Source organism: Bacillus sp. KH172YL63 (genome assembly GCF_011398925.1).
Taxonomy (GTDB): Bacteria; Bacillota; Bacilli; order Bacillales; family Bacillaceae_B; genus Rossellomorea.
Map to the genome: position 1 here is coordinate 3,041,734 of NZ_AP022842.1, position 20,036 is coordinate 3,061,769.

21 protein-coding genes and 1 other annotated feature are annotated in these 20,036 nt (G+C 47.7%); of the genes, 2 read left to right on the top strand and 19 right to left on the bottom strand.

The features are described from left to right. Nucleotide 1: 1 nt before the first annotated feature. The 4 genes from safA to nadB form a co-directional block, all read right to left on the bottom strand. Complete coding sequence (safA, locus tag KH172YL63_RS15625) at nucleotides 2–1,558, bottom strand: SafA/ExsA family spore coat assembly protein (RefSeq protein ID WP_173106971.1); 1,557 nt, start codon at nucleotides 1,556–1,558, stop codon at nucleotides 2–4. Between the two features lie 159 nt (nucleotides 1,559–1,717). Further along, the gene (gene nadA / locus KH172YL63_RS15630) at nucleotides 1,718–2,824 is read right to left on the bottom strand and encodes a quinolinate synthase NadA (RefSeq protein ID WP_173106972.1); all 1,107 of its coding nucleotides are present in this window, start codon (nucleotides 2,822–2,824) and stop codon (nucleotides 1,718–1,720) included. Between the two features lie 2 nt (nucleotides 2,825–2,826). Beyond that, on the bottom strand, nucleotides 2,827–3,669 hold the full coding sequence (gene nadC, locus KH172YL63_RS15635; RefSeq protein ID WP_173106973.1) for a carboxylating nicotinate-nucleotide diphosphorylase: 843 nt from the start codon (nucleotides 3,667–3,669) through the stop codon (nucleotides 2,827–2,829). Further along, nucleotides 3,638–5,215, bottom strand: a complete 1,578-nt coding sequence (gene nadB / locus KH172YL63_RS15640) for an L-aspartate oxidase (RefSeq protein ID WP_173106974.1) — start codon at nucleotides 5,213–5,215, stop codon at nucleotides 3,638–3,640. Before nadB ends, nadC begins: the two co-directional genes overlap by 32 nt. Nucleotides 5,216–5,340: 125 nt before the next feature. On the opposite strand from nadB, the gene KH172YL63_RS15645 reads away from it, so the two are divergent. Together KH172YL63_RS15645 and KH172YL63_RS15650 are read left to right on the top strand one after the other, a co-directional pair. Continuing rightward, nucleotides 5,341–6,477, top strand: coding sequence for an IscS subfamily cysteine desulfurase (locus KH172YL63_RS15645; protein WP_173106975.1), 1,137 nt, complete (start codon nucleotides 5,341–5,343; stop codon nucleotides 6,475–6,477). Nucleotides 6,478–6,531: 54 nt separating this feature from the next. Then, nucleotides 6,532–7,074, top strand: a complete 543-nt coding sequence (locus tag KH172YL63_RS15650) for a transcription repressor NadR (protein ID WP_269475158.1) — start codon at nucleotides 6,532–6,534, stop codon at nucleotides 7,072–7,074. A 230-nt stretch (nucleotides 7,075–7,304) separates the two neighbouring features. Here the strand turns inward: KH172YL63_RS15650 and pheA are convergent, their stop codons facing one another. The 15 genes from pheA to KH172YL63_RS15725 all read right to left on the bottom strand — a co-directional run bounded on the left by pheA (nucleotide 7,305) and on the right by KH172YL63_RS15725 (nucleotide 19,900). Continuing rightward, complete coding sequence (gene pheA, locus KH172YL63_RS15655; protein ID WP_173106977.1) at nucleotides 7,305–8,156, bottom strand: prephenate dehydratase; 852 nt, start codon at nucleotides 8,154–8,156, stop codon at nucleotides 7,305–7,307. A gap of 107 nt (nucleotides 8,157–8,263) precedes the next feature. Beyond that, entirely contained in the window at nucleotides 8,264–8,719 is a 456-nt protein-coding gene (locus KH172YL63_RS15660; protein WP_173106978.1) for an ACT domain-containing protein, read from the bottom strand. 149 nt (nucleotides 8,720–8,868) lie between these two features. After that, on the bottom strand, nucleotides 8,869–10,155 hold the full coding sequence (gene obgE, locus KH172YL63_RS15665) for a GTPase ObgE (protein ID WP_173106979.1): 1,287 nt from the start codon (nucleotides 10,153–10,155) through the stop codon (nucleotides 8,869–8,871). 51 nt (nucleotides 10,156–10,206) lie between these two features. Beyond that, complete coding sequence (locus KH172YL63_RS15670) at nucleotides 10,207–10,740, bottom strand: Spo0B C-terminal domain-containing protein (protein ID WP_173106980.1); 534 nt, start codon at nucleotides 10,738–10,740, stop codon at nucleotides 10,207–10,209. Between the two features lie 495 nt (nucleotides 10,741–11,235). Beyond that, nucleotides 11,236–11,526 carry a 50S ribosomal protein L27 gene (rpmA, locus tag KH172YL63_RS15675; protein WP_044339518.1) on the bottom strand — a complete coding sequence of 97 codons (291 nt, stop codon included), beginning with the start codon at nucleotides 11,524–11,526 and terminating at the stop codon, nucleotides 11,236–11,238. Between the two features lie 12 nt (nucleotides 11,527–11,538). Next, a complete protein-coding gene (locus KH172YL63_RS15680; protein WP_173106981.1) occupies nucleotides 11,539–11,874 on the bottom strand; it encodes a ribosomal-processing cysteine protease Prp in 336 nt (111 codons plus the stop codon). An 11-nt stretch (nucleotides 11,875–11,885) separates the two neighbouring features. Further along, nucleotides 11,886–12,194 (bottom strand): 50S ribosomal protein L21, encoded by a 309-nt coding sequence (gene rplU, locus KH172YL63_RS15685; protein ID WP_173106982.1) that lies wholly within the window; start codon nucleotides 12,192–12,194, stop codon nucleotides 11,886–11,888. Between the two features lie 12 nt (nucleotides 12,195–12,206). Continuing rightward, nucleotides 12,207–12,285 (bottom strand) — a sequence feature (ribosomal protein L21 leader region). A gap of 67 nt (nucleotides 12,286–12,352) precedes the next feature. Further along, complete coding sequence (locus KH172YL63_RS15690) at nucleotides 12,353–13,798, bottom strand: Rne/Rng family ribonuclease (protein ID WP_173106983.1); 1,446 nt, start codon at nucleotides 13,796–13,798, stop codon at nucleotides 12,353–12,355. Nucleotides 13,799–13,939: 141 nt separating this feature from the next. Then, nucleotides 13,940–14,806: a M50 family metallopeptidase gene (locus tag KH172YL63_RS15695; RefSeq protein WP_232066042.1), complete on the bottom strand. Its 867-nt coding sequence runs from the start codon at nucleotides 14,804–14,806 to the stop codon at nucleotides 13,940–13,942. Next, on the bottom strand, nucleotides 14,799–15,563 hold the full coding sequence (locus KH172YL63_RS15700) for a M23 family metallopeptidase (protein ID WP_173106984.1): 765 nt from the start codon (nucleotides 15,561–15,563) through the stop codon (nucleotides 14,799–14,801). The genes KH172YL63_RS15695 and KH172YL63_RS15700 overlap by 8 nt, the downstream gene beginning before the upstream one ends. A 187-nt stretch (nucleotides 15,564–15,750) precedes the next feature. Continuing rightward, on the bottom strand, nucleotides 15,751–16,554 hold the full coding sequence (gene minD, locus KH172YL63_RS15705; protein WP_173106985.1) for a septum site-determining protein MinD: 804 nt from the start codon (nucleotides 16,552–16,554) through the stop codon (nucleotides 15,751–15,753). A 1-nt stretch (nucleotide 16,555) separates the two neighbouring features. Next, nucleotides 16,556–17,239 (bottom strand): septum site-determining protein MinC, encoded by a 684-nt coding sequence (minC, locus tag KH172YL63_RS15710; RefSeq protein WP_173106986.1) that lies wholly within the window; start codon nucleotides 17,237–17,239, stop codon nucleotides 16,556–16,558. Between the two features lie 85 nt (nucleotides 17,240–17,324). Next, nucleotides 17,325–17,846, bottom strand: coding sequence for a rod shape-determining protein MreD (mreD, locus tag KH172YL63_RS15715; protein WP_173106987.1), 522 nt, complete (start codon nucleotides 17,844–17,846; stop codon nucleotides 17,325–17,327). Beyond that, on the bottom strand, nucleotides 17,843–18,724 hold the full coding sequence (gene mreC, locus KH172YL63_RS15720; protein WP_173106988.1) for a rod shape-determining protein MreC: 882 nt from the start codon (nucleotides 18,722–18,724) through the stop codon (nucleotides 17,843–17,845). The genes mreD and mreC overlap by 4 nt, the downstream gene beginning before the upstream one ends. A gap of 168 nt (nucleotides 18,725–18,892) precedes the next feature. Then, nucleotides 18,893–19,900 carry a rod shape-determining protein gene (locus KH172YL63_RS15725; RefSeq protein ID WP_173106989.1) on the bottom strand — a complete coding sequence of 336 codons (1,008 nt, stop codon included), beginning with the start codon at nucleotides 19,898–19,900 and terminating at the stop codon, nucleotides 18,893–18,895. Nucleotides 19,901–20,036 lie beyond the last annotated feature (136 nt).

The window sequence follows — 20,036 nt, forward strand, 5'->3', positions numbered from 1 at the left end:
GTTATCCTTCAAAGTCGTCATCGTTGAAATTCGGCATTGCAAATGGTCTTGGACCGAACATCCCCTGGGGTCCCATCTGCATTCCCTGACCTTGAGGTCCCATCGGCATCCCTTGCGGCCCCATTTGCATTCCCTGGCCGGGCATTTGTCCGGGCATTCCTTGACCCATCATTCCCGGTCCGAAGCCGTAGGGCTGCTGCTGCATTCCTTGGGGCATCTGTTGTTGCATTCCTTGAGGCATTTGCTGCATTCCTTGGGGCATCTGTTGTTGCATTCCTTGAGGCATTTGCTGCATGCCTTGAGGCATCTGCTGCTGCATCATCGGATGAGGCATCATCGGACCGAATCCTTGAGGTCCGCCGCATCCACAATCACCTGGATCACTTGCCCCCATCACGTTTGACGGCTGACCCATCGGCATTTGCGCTCCCATGACATTGGACGGCTGACCCATCGGCATCTGGTATCCGTTCATCATCGGCGGCGACTCTTCTGTCGATGCTCCCTGGACTTGACCGCCCGGCCCCATCATCCCCGGCATTCCGCCTTGGAATCCTGGTCCCGGCATGACCGGTGAAACAGGATAACAATGCTGCGGGAACATTTGCGGCGGCATTTGAGGCGCTTGCCCTTCATCAGAAGCGCCCATCACCCCGGACGGCTGACCCATCGGTTGTTGCATTGGCATTTGCATCGGCATTTGCATTGGATTCTGCATTGGATTCTGCATATGCATAGGCATTTGCATCGGATGCTGCATCGGCATCTGGCCTTGAGGCATGTATGGCATGACTGATGATGATTCATCGTCATATCCCATCTGCTGCATCATTGGCATATTCTGCATGCCAGGCATGGACTGAGCACCTTGAACCTGACCGCCTGGTCCCATCGGCATTCCATATCCGGCACCTGGATGCATCCCCCCTGGAGGCGGGCAGAAGCCTGGTCCTGGCATTACAGGCGAAACAGGTACGCAATTATTCGGGTTATTGTACATAGGCTGTGCGTTTCCTCCTTGTGATGGCATTTGTAAGCTTTCTTCTTCTTGAACACCTTTTACGGCTTCTTGCTTTGGTTTTGGCTGTTCTTTCGCTTTCGGGAGCACATTGGTCGGTTTAGGCGGGGATTTCGGCTTCGGCTTCATTTGCTGTTTCGGCTGCTGCACCTGCATGTTTGCCATATTCATCATGTAGTAATTGTTGATATCGATTTCAGGGACAACTGGCTGGGGCATTTTTGGCGTGAATGGCTTTTGGGCTTCTTTCGGCTTTTCTTTCTTCGTTTCCTGCACCGGCATGGCCATAGGTTTCTGCTCTTTGAATGGATGCTCCGCTTTAGGCATCTCTTTCTTCGGCATCTCCTTGGATCCGTAATTGATTTGTGTCTCTTTTTTCACAGATCCGCCTGTAGTCGGCACTTTGATTTTCATCCCCGGCATGATCATATCGGGGTTTGAAAGCTGGGCGTTCATCTGTTTTAATTCTTCGAAATTCACGCCGTACTTCTTGGCGATTTTCCAAAGAGTATCTCCTTTTTGAACAATATGGATTTTCACTCTATTTTCCCTCCTCAGGCATAAGTCTATATATCCTATGACAAGATAGGCAAATTGCTAATCATCTACATAAAAACTTATGAGATATCAAAAAAAAATATACCGTCCCGGACGTCCGGGACAGTATATTTCAATTGATCATTTCTGAGTGATGATGCCTCATGCCCGTGATAACATGCGCTCCAGAGCAAAAATGGCATTCTCCGATACCTTTTCATCCACCTTGATGATATTTCTCGGATTTCCTTCTACAATATTTTCAAGGGACCATAAGAGGTGGGGCAAATCGATGCGATTCATTGTCAAACAAGGACACATATAAGGATTCAGGGAAACGATCTCCTTATCAGTGTGTTGATCGATCAATCTTTTCACAAGATTCATTTCTGTGCCGATCGCCCATTTCGAGCCGGCTTCGGACTGTTCAATCGTGTCGATGATGTATTTCGTGCTTCCATTCATATCGGATTTCTCTACAACTTCCCGGCGGCATTCCGGGTGGACGATGATATTCATGTCAGGATGCTTACTCCGCACATCTTCAATATTTTTCACTGTGAAATTTTCATGCACGGAACAATGCCCTTTCCACAGAATCACCTTTATATCCCCCAGTTCCCCTTCAAAAGCAAGCTCATTCATCACCGGATCCCAAACGGCCATTTCAGTCAGGGCTACACCAAGGTCGGCAGCTGTATTGCGCCCCAGATGCTGATCGGGCAGGAACAGGATGCGCGGCTTTTCACCCAGCGCCCATTCTACCATCCTGTGGGCATTCGAAGACGTGACCGTCGCCCCACCATTCTTTCCGACGAAGCTTTTGATCGCCGCAGTCGAATTCACGTAGGTGAGCGGAAGGATCGTGTCACCGAATATGTCCATGAGGATTTCCCAGGCTTTTTCTGTTTGATAAATATCTGCCATATCGGCCATGGAACAGCCAGCCCTCATGTCAGGGAGGATGACCGACTGATTTCCATCAGTTAAGATATCAGCCGTTTCAGCCATAAAATGAACCCCGCAAAACACAATGTATTCTGCGTCTTTATTACGGGCGGAAATTTGCGCAAGCTGAAGGGAATCACCGACGGCATCGGCGAATTGAATCACTTCATCCTTTTGGTAGTGATGCCCTGGAATAAACAGCTTCTTGCCCAAAAGGTCTTTGATTTCCCTTACCCTCTCCTCCATTTGTTCGGTTGTAAGATTGGTGATGCTTTGCGGCAACATGCCCGTTTCCTTCGTTAATTCATCAAGTAACCCCATGTTCATACCCCTTTCCCAATTGTGACCCTTGCACTGATGTCTAATGATTTCACTGAATGGGTCAAGTATCCGAGAGAAATATACTGAACCCCTGTCGCCCCGTACTCAGCCAGACGGTCCCTCGTGATTCCCCCGGAAGCTTCCGTTACGATATGGGAAGGGACAAGCGGAATCCATGATGCAATCTCCTCAGGACTGCAGTTATCGAACATAATGACATCTGCCCCGCTTTCGACCGCTTCAATCAACTGCTCTTTCGTTTCAATTTCCACTTCCACCTTCACCATATGACCGACCTTCGCCTTCACCATCTTCACCGCTTCAGCGATGGATCCTGCGAAGGAAATATGATTGTCCTTCAGCATGACACCGTCGTAAAGACCATTCCGATGATTGAACCCGCCACCGGTCCGAACCGCATATTTCTCAAGCATCCTGAGTCCCGGTGTCGTTTTCCGCGTATCACAGATCCTCACCCCGGTGCCATTCACCTCCTGGACGGCCCGATACGTCTCAGTCGCAATACCGCTCAGGCGCTGTATCAGATTCAGTACCACCCGTTCAGCCTGCAGGAGATCACCCATCGGACCCTTGATTGCGGCAATCCGCTGCCCTCTTTCGACCCATTCCCCGTCTTCTGCAAATACCTGGACGTGGATGTCAGGATGAAAGAGACTGAAACCTGTTTCGATCACTCCTTTTCCGCAAAAAATCCCTTCCTCTTTCATATAAAAGGAAAAAGAACCTTCGTCATCCGTAAACAAGGTGTCAGACGACAGGTCCCCATCGCCGAGATCTTCAAGATAAAACGCTTCAAGCATAGATTTCAGTTTCATTTTGTTCATGATATCCCACCTTCAATCTCCCTTGATTATGTTGTATAATCAGCTTTCGTTTCCGCCAGGCTTCAGCTTCCCACGGGTAATCGGCACGAATATGCCCTCCCCTGCTCTCTGTCCTTCTAAGTGCCGACTCGGTAACAAGCAGGCTGACAATCCAGAAGAAATAGCGTTGAATTTCTTCCCGGCTGTCACAATCAAGCGGCCTTTCGAAAGTCAAAGGCTGTTCTTTAAGCCAGTTCAAATGGGACAACAGTCTTTCTTCATCCCGGATGATTCCCGCATGACGAATCATTCTCTCTTTGATTTCTTCTTCTGTATACGGAATGGAAAGGGCATTTTTTTCCTGTACAGGCATGAGTGCGCATCCAATGGTCGGGGAGATTCCCTTCTCGATGAGATGATCCCCGAGCCTGTCACCATATACCAATCCTTCCAGAAGTGAATTGCTCGCCAAGCGGTTTGCACCATGAACCCCGCTGCAGGCAACCTCTCCAATCGCGTACAGCCCAGGTATACTCGTGCGTCCGACAGAATCGGTCACGACTCCCCCCATGATGAAATGACATCCGGGTGAAACCGGGATTCTTCCGTCTTCAATGGGGACACCATGTTTTCTGCAGAGACGTGTAATCGAAGGGAATTTCCTCTCGAAATCATCGATCGGACTGATATCCAGATACACGTCCCTTCCCCTTTCTCTTTCCCTGAAGATGCATTCGGCCACAATGTGACGGGGAGCAAGCTCCATGAGGGGATCTACGCCTTCCATGATCCTCTCACCCACATCATTCAACAGCAGCGCACCTTCACCCCTCACTGCCTCTGAAATCAGGCCGCGCGTTTTTCCTTCCACTGTAAGCAGGGTCGGATGAAATTGGATGAATTCCATATCCGCAAGCTCTGCCCCTGCAAGAAACGCAAGGGCCATCCCATCCCCTGTAACCGCGGGATGATTGGAGGTTGCCGGATAAAGCCCGCCGATCCCCCCTGTTGCGAGGACTACGTGTGAAGCATGATACATACGGGTTTGCCGCTTATCCTTCGACTTCAGCCCGCAGCAACGGCCCCTTTCATCTTTCAGGAGCTCATACACCATTTCATCTTCATGGAACGTGACCTTTTCTTCAGAGAGTGTTCCAAGCAGGTGTTTCATGATATATTTTCCGGTCTGATCCCCGCCTCCATGCAGGATCCGGTTGTGACTGTGGGCACCTTCCATCCCGAGGGAAAGCTGTCCATCAACATCCCTGTCAAAAGGTGCACCTTCTTCAACCAGCATTTCTACCATTCTTTTACCATCTATAATGAGTTTGTGAATAAGATCTTCATCCCCGTGGAACCGTCCTGCTTCCAACGTATTTTCCACATGTGATCTGATCGTATCATTCAACCCGAGTGGCGCTGCGATCCCCCCTTGTGCAAGATACGAGTTGCCACTATGAATGCTTCCCTTTGTGATAATCCTCACATAATAATGATCCTGAAGCCGCCGTGCCAATTGCAGTGCTGCTATGCCACTTCCTACGATGATAATATCGGTTTTTTCCATCAAAAACCCTCCTGATTATTTACAGGTGTCTTGACACATATATTTACACAAATTTAAACTAATGACAAGAGTTTTTTACTGGACTCATAGATTCAGAGGCTAAACTAACAAAGGCAGGTTATAAAATGAACTATTTCGATTACGCCGCTACCACCCCTGTAAACCTGGATAGTCTGCACGTTTTCCGCACTGTCAGTGAAGAATTCTGGGGAAACCCGAGCAGCCTTCACGATACTGGCGGGTCAGCGCTGCAGCTGCTGACAAAATGCCGGGAAACATTGGCAGACATGCTCTCTGTTCCATCAAAAGGCCTTTACTTCACCTCAGGCGGAACAGAAGGAAACCATATGGCTCTCGTCACCATGGCACTTGGCAGACAGAAACAAGGCAAGCACATCATCATAGGGGCAGGGGAGCATTCATCCGTCCATTCCTCTGCCGCCTTTCTTGAAAAATTGGGTTACTCCGTCTCTAAGATCCCCTTAACTTCCGAGGGATTGATCGATCTGCCCCTGCTGGAACAAGCGATTACAGACGAAACGACTGTTATCAGTATCGGATTTGTCAACGGGGAAATCGGGACGATCCAGCCTCTCAAGCGTGTGAAGGATGTGCTGGGAGACCGGGGGATTCTCCTCCACAGTGACATGGTGCAGGCATTTGGCAAGATCGACATCTCAGCACTCACCTCCGTCGTAGACAGCTTCACCCTCTCTTCCCATAAAATCTATGGACCAAAAGGGGTTGGCGCCGTGTACATCGATCCGGCCCTTGCCCTGTCACCGATGATTCCGGGACAGAGTCATGAAGGCGGATTCAGAGGCGGAACCGTGAATCTGCCTGGAATCGCAGGATTTGTTGCGGCTGCGAGCCTTCAATCAGAAGGTCCGGCACTCTCGCATTACAATAAGCTGCGGTCTTATTTCCTTTCCCGGCTGAATGAGAGGATTCCCCGTTCCTTCACACTGTATGAAGGCCCGGAAGATGCACAGCTTCCCCACGTGGTCGGACTCGGACTCCACGGCATCGAGGGGCAGTGGCTTATGCTCGAATGCAACCGCAGGGGGATCGCCATCTCCACCGGCAGCGCGTGCGGTTACGGAAGCATGGCGAAAACCATGACCGCCATGGCCGTGAGCAGGCAGGCTGGTAAAGAATTCATCAGGATCTCATTCGGGAAGGACACCGATGAAAATCAAATCGACACCCTGGTGTCCGCATTATCTGCCATACACACAGAACACGCTGCTGCCTTAACTTAAAGATCGACTTGTGGTATGATTTCCTATATGAATTCGGGGACGGAGGAGATACCTTTGACAGGAAAGAAAATCCTCGGGGATGAAAGAAGACAGTGGATCCTCGATAAATTAATGACAAAACCAGCCCCTATAACAGGCGGCGAACTGGCGAAGCAGACCAACGTCAGCAGGCAGGTGATCGTCAGCGACATCACCCTCCTCAAAGCAAAAGGAGAGCCGATCATCGCAACGAGCCAGGGCTATCTCTACATGCCTGCTTCCAATCAGGAAACCATGATCGAACGGACGGTTGCATGTCACCACCCGCCTGAGAGATCTCAGGAAGAACTCAACTTACTCGTCGACCACGGCGTCACCGTCAAAGATGTAAAAATCGAACACGGCGTATACGGAGACCTGACCGCTTCCATCATGGTCTCAAACCGCAAAGAAGTCGAGCAGTTCATGAAAAGGATCGAAGAAACAGGCGCTTCCTTCCTCTCAGAATTGACCGACGGCGTCCATCTCCACACGCTGATGGCACCAACTGAACAAGCGTTGGAAACAGCCGAAAAAGCCCTTCAGGATGCAGGTTTTTTAATTCAAACCCATAGCTGATGCTCTTTGCACCAAAAAAAGTCAGATCCATAAGCGGATCTGACTTTTTTGTGTACCGTTTTGATAAGATATCGGCGGAATATTAATTTTAACGGCGAAATCTGTGATATAACGGCGATATTTTTATTTTATCGGCGAAATCCAGGATTTAACGGCTAAATCAAATTTTTATCGACGAAACCGGGACTTCCCCTTCCTCCCCGAAACGCCTCATCCACCGACCTCAAAACTCACTCCCCCAAAAGATAAGACCGGTACGTCCCGATCATCTTCACCTTGCATCCGAGGGCTTCCATTTCACTGATCGCGCCCGGCAGGAGGACGTCATCCATGCCGTGTGCCACATCAATCAAGAAGAAATAATCTCCGAGGCCTGTCTTTAACGGCCTGGATTCGATTTTACTCAAGTTCAGCTGTCTCCAGGCGAAAGTGGAAAGAACTTGATGCAGCGCCCCGGAGCGGTCTTTCGGGAGCGTGACCATCAAGGTTGTCTTCTCTGTGGACTGCTTTTGAGAAAGCGACAGGGTTTCTGCGTTTTTGTGAAGCACGATGAACTTTGTATGATTATAGGCAAAATCATGGATGTTCTCATGGCGGATCGTTAATCCGTATTTCTTCGCTGCAAGCTCGTTTCCGATCGCACCAAGGAACGTGTCCGGATGTTCACTCACGAATTTAGCGGCGGCAGCTGTACTCGTCGTTTGTTCCAGAGGTACACCTTTATAGTGACGATGTAAAAACTTATGACACTGTGCAAGTGCATGGGAATGGGACAGGATCTTCAGAATCTGCCCGTTTTCTCCATTCCAGTCTGGATGTACCATGAGATGCTGCTGGATGGGCGACGTGAGCTCAGCCACAATCGATAGATTCGCCTCATGGAACAGATAATCGACCGTGATGTGAACAGAGCCTTCCAGGGCATTCTCAAGGGGTACCACGGCATAGTCCACTTCGTCCTCGATCACCGCTTCGATACAGTCGGGGATCGTGACATATGATACGGTCTCTTCTTCTGGAAAGGCCTTCTGGACAGCAAGATCCGTAAAGGAAGCCCGTGGTCCTAAATATGCTATTTTCACTCTACTCTTCCTTTCAGTTGCTACAAATTTATTTGAACATTCTAACATGTATGGGTCGAAAGAGAAAGAGCCATACGAAAATCCCTTGAAACAAAAAAATAGAAGCATCAGGCTCCCGAGCCCAACACTTCTACTTTTTCTACGAATTCTAATCGTCTTAGTTTTGAGAGTAAATCTTCCAATCCGATGGTGAGGTCCGTCACGTTCAATGATAGGGTGACATTCGCACGCCCCTGTAATGGAATCGTCTGGTGGATCGTCAGGATGTTACAGCCGTGCTTGGCCGTTTCAGCCAGCAGATGTGACAGCGTACCAGACCGGTCTTCCAAATGAAAGAATAGGGTGATGATCCGTTCTTTCACCACAGTATGGAAAGGGAACACGGTATCCCGGTATTTATAAAAGGCGCTCCGGCTCAAATCGACCCGGTGGACAGCCTCCCATACCGAATCCGCCTTGCCCCGTTCAATCAATTCTTTCGCATCCAGGGTTTTCTTCATCGCTTCTGGCAGCACGTCTTCACGCACCAGATAAAACTTGCCTTCTTGAAATTTTTTCCCCAATGACTATTCCTCCAATTGTCTAGCTTCAGAGGTCCGGGGCATCATGCACCCCTTTTAAAAAACCGCTTTTGCTTTCTTATTGTAGAACCGGGTCCCCCGTTCATGGGAAGACCCGGCTGCTTTTGTCTGAAATAGATGAAGAATGAAACTTAATCTACAAATTCGAATTCATATTTAATCAAGCGGATTGTATCGCCGTTTTTGGCACCACGTTCACGAAGGGCATCATCCACCCCATATGAACGGAGCTGTCTGGCGAAACGTCTAGCCGAATCTTCACGGGAGAAGTCGGTCATCTTGAACAGTCTCTCGATCTTCGCACCGCCCACAACGAATGTTCCATCAGGATCACGTGTGATTTCGAATTCTCTTTCCTCTTCTTCATGCTTGTAAAGAACACGGTGAATGCTCGTTTCCTCTTCTTCATGGATTGGGAATTCCGGTGTCGTTTCCACTTTATCCGCAACCGCATAAAGAAGTTCGCTCAAGCCCTGCTGGGTAACAGCCGAGATCGGGAAAATCGGATAATCTTCCTGAAGCTTCTCTTTGAATAATTTCAGATTCTCTTCAGAATCAGGCATGTCCATCTTATTGGCCACGATGATTTGAGGACGTTCCGTCAAACGAAGATTGTATTGCTTCAGCTCTTCATTGATTGTCAGGTAATCCTCATACGGGTCTCTGCCTTCCATACCGCTCATATCGATGACGTGGACGATGACGCGGGTCCGTTCAATATGGCGAAGGAACTGATGACCAAGTCCGACTCCCTCGTGGGCACCCTGGATCAATCCAGGCAGGTCGGCCATGACGAAACTTCTTCCGTCACCTGTTTCTACCATCCCTAAGTTAGGGACGATTGTCGTGAAGTGGTAAGCCGCAATCTTCGGCTTAGCCGCTGACACGACTGACAGCAATGTCGACTTCCCGACGCTCGGGAACCCGACCAACCCAACATCAGCAAGAAGCTTCAGTTCCATCACGATATAACGTTCCTGACCCGGCTCCCCTTTTTCAGAAAGCTCTGGTGCAGGGTTTGCAGGAGTGGCAAAGCGGGAATTCCCTCTTCCACCGCGTCCGCCTTTCGTGATGACCGCACGTTGACCATGCTTGGTCAAATCCGCGATCGTTTCTCCTGTATCATCATCTTTCACCACGGTGCCAGGCGGGACCTTGACAATCATGTCTTCCGCATTTCTTCCGTGCTGGTTCTTACTCATCCCGTGCTCTCCACGGGGTGCTTTAAAGTGACGCTGATAGCGGAAATCCATTAAGGTTCTCAAACCTTCTTCCACTTCGAAAATAACGTCTGCTCCGTGTCCGCCGTCTCCGCCGGCAGGACCGCCTTTCGGTACATATTTCTCACGACGGAAGGCAACCATACCGTTACCGCCGTCTCCGCCTTTTGTATAAACCTTGACCTGATCTATAAACATATTTTCACTCCTCACTTATCCGTGCAATCATTGAGTGCCCGCCTGATGCGGTCATTCAACAACGGCATGAATGACAAGAATCTCTTCTTGAAGCTGTTCTATTTCTATATTTTCTCCGTTTGATTGCTGATTCTTAAGCCACTCTTCTACAATGCTTGTACTCTTTAGTATACCTGTGAAATCAAATATCAAACGGGAATGTTCTTTCGTAATGTCCAGTAAAATGGATAATTGATTTTCCACATTGTTCATTACATTTGATTCAAGGAATTCAAGAAACTCCTTGCACCAGTTAAAAAGCCTGCGATCATCAAGCCCATGGGATGACTCCGCTTGAAGGACTTCAAAATCAAGCTTAATCAAATGTCTTGACCAATTATATGTTAAAATCCATTCCGTCAATAATGGAAGCCGTAAATTCGATAGCTTTGATTCATTTTGTGCAACGAGGACCATTTCCTCGATCACCTGCTTCGCACGCTCCACACGATCAAGATCCAGATTGCCTTTAATTAACTGCAGATCATTCATCCAGTCGTGACGGGCATGCCTTAACGCCTCGACTACACCCCAATTTTCGCTCATAATCTAACTCCTATACTAAGTGCTACCTTTTAGTATATCAAAGATATGAGGGGTGCGTATATTGTTTCTGTAAAATTGATTGTTGTGAATGAAATCGTGACGGCTGATGGGGAGAGGATGGTGATTGTGCCGGCAGCGGTCAGGTATGGGGAGAGTTGGATATATAGCAGGTGGACTTGATAGTGTAGCTGCCGAACTCGATAATATATCCGAAAAGTCGATAATATTCCTGCCGAACTCGATAATATATCCGAAAAGTCGATAATATCCTTACCAATCTCGATAACATATCCGAAAAAGTCGATCATATATCCGACATCCAGCTATTATAATCCCCAAACTCAGCAATATCCCACTCTAAACTGCCATTTCCCTTCTCAAAACCTATCCTTTTCTCGCTCAAACTGCTTTCAAACCTTACAACTCCACCGCCATCTTCAATAAAAATAAAACTCTAACCGAAAGTCGGTTAGAGTTTTCGTTAAAGATATGCGATTAAGCTTCATTCGCAACTGGGTATACGCTCACTTTTTTCTTGTCACGACCCATGCGTTCGAAACGAACAACACCGTCGGTCTTAGCGAAAAGTGTATCGTCGCCACCACGGCCAACGTTTAGGCCTGGATAAATTTTCGTACCGCGTTGACGGTAAAGAATTGATCCACCAGTAACCATTTGACCGTCTGCACGTTTAGCACCAAGGCGCTTTGAGATAGAGTCACGACCATTCTTAGTCGAACCTACTCCTTTTTTAGACGCAAAAAACTGAAGGTCTAATCTTAACATCTGTTCCACCTCCTACTTTTTGAAGGTTATTTTAATAAAATCACTATAGTCTCGTTCAATTGTCTGGAGGCTGATGAGCATGCTGTTTAACAGCAGCTGTATCTTGCTCTCTGTTTCTTCCGGGAGATCATCAGGGATGACGCAGCGGAGATATCCGCCATCAGCAGACTGCTCGATGGAAGGCTCTACGCCGGTTAACGCCATAATGGCATTAATACTTCCGAATGAAACAGCAGAAGCACCTGCACAAACAATGTCTTGCCCATGTTCGGCAAAATCAGCATGTCCATCCATGGAGAAGGAACGGATCCTTTCCTTGGCGGAACGCTCAACGTAAACGTTAATCATACTATCACGCCTTACGCGTTGATTGCGTCAATCACAACTTTAGTGTATGGCTGACGGTGACCTTGCTTACGACGGTAGTTCTTTTTCGCTTTGTATTTGAATACTACAAGCTTTTTCGCGCGGCCTTGTTTTTCAACTTTCGCTGTTACAGTAGCTCCATCCACTAAAGGACTTCCTACTTTAACATCGTCACCACCAACGAATAGAACTTTGTCGAATGTAACTGTTTCGCCTTGTTCTGCGTTTAGCTTTTCGATGTAGATTGCTTGACCAGCTTCTACACGGATTTGCTTACCACCTGTTTCGATAATTGCGTACATAATCGCACCTCCTTATAAACTCAGACTCGCCAATGACAGGTGTTGGATTGCTCCAAGCTTTTGTACCTGTAATGAGCGGTTGTAGCACGGGTGCTACAATCAATAACATTAGAATCCTATCATATAATTCGATGCACTGTCAATAACATTCAAGAAATTCATATGATCTTTGTGATTTGATAATGTGGAAGATCGCCAGCGACCACTTTGATAGCGATTTTCTTATTCAATGCTTTCTCGAGTCTCTGCAGATGAGTTTCCTGCTCACCGGCGAACACCTTCGCCACTTCCCTGGTCGCTTCCACTTCGATCCGTGAACCCTCCGTCCCGTCCATTTCCCACAGTTCCCTTTCAAGTTTGAACGCAAGGGTTTCAGGGGTCATTTCCCTGCCCGTCCCGTTACATACAGAGCAAGGTCTCGTCAGATAGGTAGGAAGGGGCTGAGAGGTCCGTTTCCGGGTGAGCTCAAGGATGCCAAGCGGAGTGAAACCGACGATGGTCGTCCGCTGGGAATCAAAAGCGATTGCATCTGACAACACATCGAGCACAGCTTTTTTGTCGGCCTCTTTCTTCATATCAATGAAATCGATTAGAATCATCCCGCTCAGATTCCGGAGGGTCAGCTGCTTCGCCATTTCCTTTGCTGCAAGCTTATTCGTTTCCAGTATCGTTTGCGCAAGATCATTTTTACCGGTGAATTTTCCTGAGTTCACGTCCACAACGGTCATCGCTTCAGTCGTCTCAATGACAAGAAATGCACCATTTGAGAGCCAGACGACCTTTTTCAGCACGTTCTCCCAGACAGACGAAACGTGAAAGTGGCGGAGAATATTTTCTTTTCCCTGATAGTGCTCAAGGCGCCATTTCGCCTTGATTCCTTCCCCGCTCATCGCTTCAAGATGCAGGAGCGTTTCATAGTCATCGACAACGACTGTGCCGCCTTCCCCTTTTTTCATTTGTTCGTAGATGTCTTCATAAAAGCGGTCCTGATGTGACAACAGGGATGGACACTTCGCCCTGTGAGAAACCCGCTCAAGGTTTTCATAGACGGTACGGAGCGAACCGATTTCCTCTTCCAGAAGCGCTTCTTGCACCCCGGCAGCATTTGTGCGCATCACGATTCCTTCTTCCCCACGCTTCCATTCATTCCCGAGGCGCCTTAACACTTTTCGATTGTCATCATCCACTTTCTTGGACACGGCCACATAGTGTCCTTTCGGCATGTAGACAAGGTGCTCCCCCTTGAGTTCGATCACCGCTGTCAGGCGCGCCCCCTTCGTTCCGATTTCATCTTTCATCACCTGGACGATGACTTTCTGTCCTTCATGGACGCATTTTTCGATCGGGACCGGTGGATTCCCCGCTTGATACGCGGCGACATTTTCAGGAAAGTCCTTTTCATGAAGATAACCGTTCTTAGTCTGGCCGAAATCGACAAATGCTGCACCCAGTCCCCTTTGGACCTTGACGACCCTTCCTAAATAAATATCCCCGGTCAGGCTTCCTTCGCCGGGCTGATATGTAAATAAACCGCTTATTTCATTATTTGAACGGTGCACCCACCGTTTTTCCCTGCCTTTACTATGTACAATGATCTCTTCCACTTGGGATCCCTCGTTTCTAAATCGGTTGCCGGGGTGGAAACAGCCACATCACAGGACAACTCTTTCAGGTCAATAGAAAAAAGGGTTGGAAACAACCCTTTTTCCAGTATGCCCTTACTTTAAACAGTTCCCATCGATTCGTCAATAAAGGTAAAGAAGATCCTTCGTTTTGGCGGAGGTCATCTTTTCAGCGAAAAATGCATGAAGCAGCTCATTTTCATCCAGCTTGCCGACTTCCACCCCTTTGTCGAACACCACGAGTGGATGCTTCACCCCGCGCTGAAATCTTTCCACCACCGTGATGATGGATTCTTCCCCTTCAATGGGCAGCGGACGGAGCTCCATGAACTGACGGCTCTTCCCGTAGTACCTTTCTAACAGGAACTTCATGAACGCATACCGCCTTTGTTTCCAGTCCACCCAAAGGGAGAAGTAAAGAAAAGAAAGGACGATCCATAAGTTTAAGTGAAGCGGGGCCGTCGCAAGCACAATCAGATGAAACACGAGCAAAAGACCAAATGAAAAGAGGAGCGTGTATTCATACGCCCTCATATAATTGAATTTGGTAGCAAGCCACAAGGAAACCATCTTGCCGCCATCAAGCGGCCAGATGGGTAACAGATTAAACAATAACACCATCATATTCAATTGCAGGAACAGGGAAAATGTATCATGGCTCATCACTCCCGTCCTCATCAGCACCCAGCCCAGTCCTATCAGCCACACATGCTGCAATGGACCCGCAGCCACCACCAAGAATTCCTCCCGCAGCGACCGGTTCCCATGTTCATCCATCTCGGCGACGCCTCCAAAGGGCAATAATGCAATTTTCTTCACCCTCCAGGAAAACGATTGTGCCATCAGACCGTGCCCCAGTTCATGAATCGTGATGATGACCAGCAGCAAGATCAGCTCGAAAAAATGAGCGGTCATGATGGCGATCGCAATGACGAGCCATAGAAGGGGATGAATGTAAAATTTCTTCAACAGAGAAATGAAACTAGTCAAAGGACATCACCTGTATCGGGTCGATAAATGTATCACCCATTTTGATCGCAAAATAAAATTCCCCGGTCCCATCGTTTTGGCTGCTTGTGGACACCTCGCCGACCAGAGACCCCTTCTCGATCTTTTCATATTGCTTCACGTCGATCGATTCGAGATTTCCGTACCATGATTCAGATTGATCTGCATGCTGGATGACGACCGTATTTCCAAACTCCTCTTTCTTCCCGGCAAAAATGATCAAGCCCCCTTTCATGGCGGTCACATCTTCACCGAGTACCGTTTCAAGCATGATGCCCTGTCCATTGGTCTTGAAATTTTCAACGACTTTTCCTGATGCAGGCCTTGCATATTCAGCACTTTGGCCAGAAGCGTTTTCCCCACCCGTCTCACTTGTCGGCAGCAGCGCCAACGGTTTTCCAAACTGATCTTCATACCAGGTGGATATGGCGGCGAATTGAAATTCTGTATCCATCGTTTTCGTCACGACCGATTTGGCCTCATCAAATACCGGGGACGGACTTTTGAACATGATGGCCGTCACAAGGACCATAATTCCGGCCCCGAGAATTTTCAGCATAAACGTTTCCTTCTTGAAAAGAGGGTGCATCACTTCCGGCGGAGGACCGCCTTCAAAGCTCGCCGGACGCTCCATGCCGTAACGTTCCTCATCCGTCGGCAGGTAAAATGAAGGGTTTTGTCCTGACACCTTCTTTCGTTTCGCGATTCGTCTGCGTATCTCATCCGCTCGGTTCCCCATTTACACCATTCCTTTTTATTAGGTAGATTTCATCGATTCCCTTCTCGGTGCCATCGTCCAGACTTCTCGACAGGACGGATTCATTTCAGTCTGATTTGCTACAATGTATGACTTGTCCTCAGGGATTATTCCTAGTTACAAGAAAAAAGCCCCGACAGCTTGAACTGTTGGGACTCGGTTGGCGCTGTTATGCTTTCACGCCGAATAACTTTTTAATTTTCGTAAACATACCGGATCTTTCGTCTTCAAGTGATTGAAGGGGAACCGATTCCCCGAGGATCCGTCTTGCGATATTACGGTACGAAATGGATGCCTTACTCGAAGGATCGAGTGCGATCGGTTCACCCCTATTGGATGACTTGATCACATTTTCATCGTCAGCGACGATGCCCAGGAGATCGATGGATAAATGTGAGGTGATTTCATCCACATCAAGCATTTCTCCATTCTTCATCATGTGGTTTCTGATCCGGTTGATGACGAGCTTAGGAGGCTCGATATTCTCTTTCTCGAGCAAACCGATGATCCGGTCCGCATCCCGGACGGCAGAGATTTCAGGAGTCGTGACGACGATCGCACGGTCCGCCCCTGCCACCGCATTCTTATACCCCTGCTCGATTCCTGCAGGGCAGTCGATGATGATATAATCATAGTCTTGCTTTAAGTCCAGTACTAGCTTTTTCATCTGTTCAGGGTTTACAGCAGATTTATCGCTTGTCTGTGCAGCCGGCAATAAAAAGAGTTTGTCTTCGAATCTCTTATCCTTTACCAGGGCCTGATGTACTTTGCAACGGCCTTCTACTACGTCCACCAAATCATAAATGATCCGGTTTTCAAGTCCCATCACCACATCTAGGTTTCTGAGCCCGATATCAGTATCAATCAAACAAACCTTTTTGCCTTGTAGAGCTAATGCTGTACCAACATTGGCAGAAGTAGTCGTCTTTCCCACTCCACCTTTACCTGAAGTAACAACTATGGCTTCACCCACATTAGCTTCCTCCTTTAAAACTAGTAATATTTGGTCTAAGATGTTTCAATACTTGCAATCTGTCGACAACAATTTGTCCGTTGTCGTCCACATATGCGCACTCCATCTCCCGGTCATCCTCTTCGTCCACCCGGTCGGGTGCCCTGTTCAGGGCGTCACCGATCCGCAGCTGTGTAGGGAGCATTTTCGACGCCACAATGACCCCTTCATCGTTCCCGTTACAGCCGGCATGGGCGATGCCCTTCAGCGCACCCAATATGTAGATGTTCCCGCCGGCAAGCACTTTCCCGCCAGGATTGACATCGCCTACAATGAGGATGTCACCGGAGACTTCGACGACCTGACCCGAGCGGATCACCCCGGCAAGGGTTTCAATATTCCGCTCATCTATGAGTTTCTCTGCATCATTTTTCGTCATGACGTTACTCAATACTTCATTAACTACTAAATTACGTTTTTGTCTTACGATGTCTTTCAACTCTTCTATTTGATCGTCTGCCAAGTACCGATTGCCTGTTTGGATATTAACCGTGAGAAGGGAATTCCCTTCTGTTTCCCGGTAATGAGCAGACAGCTTATCGTCCAATTCCTTCTTTAATTCATGAAAAGAGCATTGATCGTTGAGATGAAGAGTCAGTCCTTCTTTCGTTCCCTTTATCATCACATTTGGCTTTTTATTGTTCATGTCGTAAATTCTCACCTCAGTCGTCTATTAAATTCGACATAAGCAGTGTCATTTCCTCTTTTTATGAAAAAATTACTAGTGAAATTTAATCATCCAGCCAATCTTTTCGTTTCTTCTGAAGAAAGCTTTTCAGTGGAAAAGCGAAAATGAGATAAAACAGGGCGTTCAGGGCCAATGTCGGCCAGAGACGCCAATCAACAAACTGCATGAATGTAAAATCAGTCCGTTTGATGATCAAATTGATTTGATACACCAAAAATTCCAGCACCGACACGTTCACGAGGGAAATGATCCCGAGTACAAAGAGGTTATTATGTAACACTTTCATCATTTGGTGAGACAAGAAAATGACGAACGGGAACAACACCAGATAGATCCCGTTGATCTCCGTGTAATAAATATCAAACAGGAAACCAAAGATGAACCCATACACGAGCGCAGTCCGGTATTGAAAATACGCACAAATAAAGAAAAGGACAAGAATCAGGAAATGAGGGACAATCATCTTCTGATCGAACCACTTTTCACTTGGGAAAAGATGGACAAACAGACTCTCGCTGTAGAAAAACAGGAGGGTCATGAAAGGGAGAAGGAGCCTGCTGATCATTGCTCTTCCCCCTCACCATCAGTTTCTTCATCTGTCACGCCCTTGATTTCCCGGTCAATGACCATGACATGTTCTAAATGATAGAAATCAGCAGACGGTTTAACATATGCCGTCTGGGTCAGCCCGTATTGATCAGGCTTGACTTCCTTCACTTCACCGATGACGAGTCCTTTCGGGAACACGCCCCCGAGGCCTGAGGTGATGACTTTGGATCCTTTTTCAACCTTCATATCATTCGATATCCGCTTGACTAAAATCTCTTCCTTCTTGCTGTCATATCCTTCGATCCATCCGTTTATGTCCTGCTCTTTGCTTTGGACAACAGTGGAAATCCGGTTTTTAGTATTGTTTGTTGAAATCAATTCAACCGTGGAAGAGAATTCATTGACGCTTTTTATTTTTCCGATCAATCCTGTGGAAGAAATGACGGCCATATCCGAATGGATGCCATTCACCTCTCCCTTGTCGATCGTAATGAGCTCCTGCCATTGATCAGGGTTTCTGGCAATGACTGTCGCCTGAATCGTGTTATATGAGCGGAGATTTTCCTTCTTCTCAAGGACCGCCCTTAATTCTTCATTATCCTGTTTCAGGTCTTTCACCTTTGTTTCAAGCTTCACCAGTTCATCCAACCGTGTTTTCAGCTTTTCGTTTTCTATATATGTATTCTGAAGGTCTTGAACATTATCAACGACTCCCGCAACATAATTCACAGGTTTTGAAACCAACGACTGTCCGAATCCTACCATGTCTTTCACAAACTGCTCTGGCCAGCTGATGCTATCCCGCTCCCGCAGGGAAAATCCAATCAACCCCACAAGGACGATGACACTGACGAGCAGGATGATCAAACGTTTATTCAGGAAGAATTGTGGCATGATGTACACCTCAACCTTTTCTCATTCTAGTAAATACTATATCAAAATTCGTCTGTTTTTGATATCATTCGTCAAACTCTTCATGTTTTTTTGAAAAAAGATGGGGCCGGCCTTAAGGATGCGTTTGCTTCCTTAAGGAGACGTCCCCCGTTTCATTGATGTTCAGTTTTATTTTCCGCGGTTTTTAAAGAGGTGAATATGGTCAAGGGCTTTCCCTGTACCAATCGCCACACAATCCAAAGGCTCCTCTGCAATGAGCACAGGCATCTTCGTTTCATCGCTGATCACTTTATCGAGGTTGCGAAGGAGTGCCCCTCCCCCTGTCAGCACGATACCACGGTCCATGATATCTGCCGCAAGCTCAGGCGGAGTCTTCTCAAGCGTGCTCTTGACGGCATCTACAATCGTGTATACGGTGTCACGAAGTGCAGAAGCAATTTCCTCTGCGGTTACTTCAATCGTTTTAGGTAAACCGGTCAAAAGGTCACGACCTCGTATCTCCATCGGCTCAATTCCTTCAGAGTCCCCTGCAGAACCGACTTCCATCTTGATCGTCTCAGAAGTACGGTCACCGATCATCAGGTTATATGTTTTGCGGATATAGTTGATGATGGCATCGTCCATTTCGTCACCTGCCACACGGATCGATTGGCTCGTCACGATCCCGCCTAATGAAATGATCGCCACTTCAGTCGTTCCTCCACCGATATCGACGACCATGCTTCCCGTCGGCTCCCATACTGGAAGGTTCGCACCGATCGCCGCTGCGAAAGGCTCTTCGATCGTGTAAGCATCACGGGCGCCTGCTTGTCTCGTCGCATCGATTACCGCTCTTTCTTCTACACCGGTAATCCCTGACGGTACACATACCATGACGTAAGGCTTTCTGGAAAATGCACTTTTGTTCCGCGTCGCCTGTTTTATGTAATATTTCATCATCGTCGCGGTTGTCTCGTAGTCTGCGATGACTCCGTCTTTCATCGGGCGAAGCGCCACCACATTCCCTGGTGTTCTACCAATCATATTTTTCGCGTCGTTTCCGACTGCGACAATTTGTTTATTATCTGTTTGAAGAGCAACAACTGAAGGTTCGCGAACGACAATCCCTTTGCCTTTCACATACACCAATGTGTTAGCTGTTCCTAAATCAATCCCTAAATCTTTCGTTCCTAACATGGATAGTATCTCCCTTTCTGATACAAATTGGCTGGTTTTTCATTGTTTTTATGTGTTTTCATAAGAGAGTTGTCCAAACACTCTCATCGCAATTTTCATCACAATAGTTGTTCTTTCATGCATAACGAAAAGACTC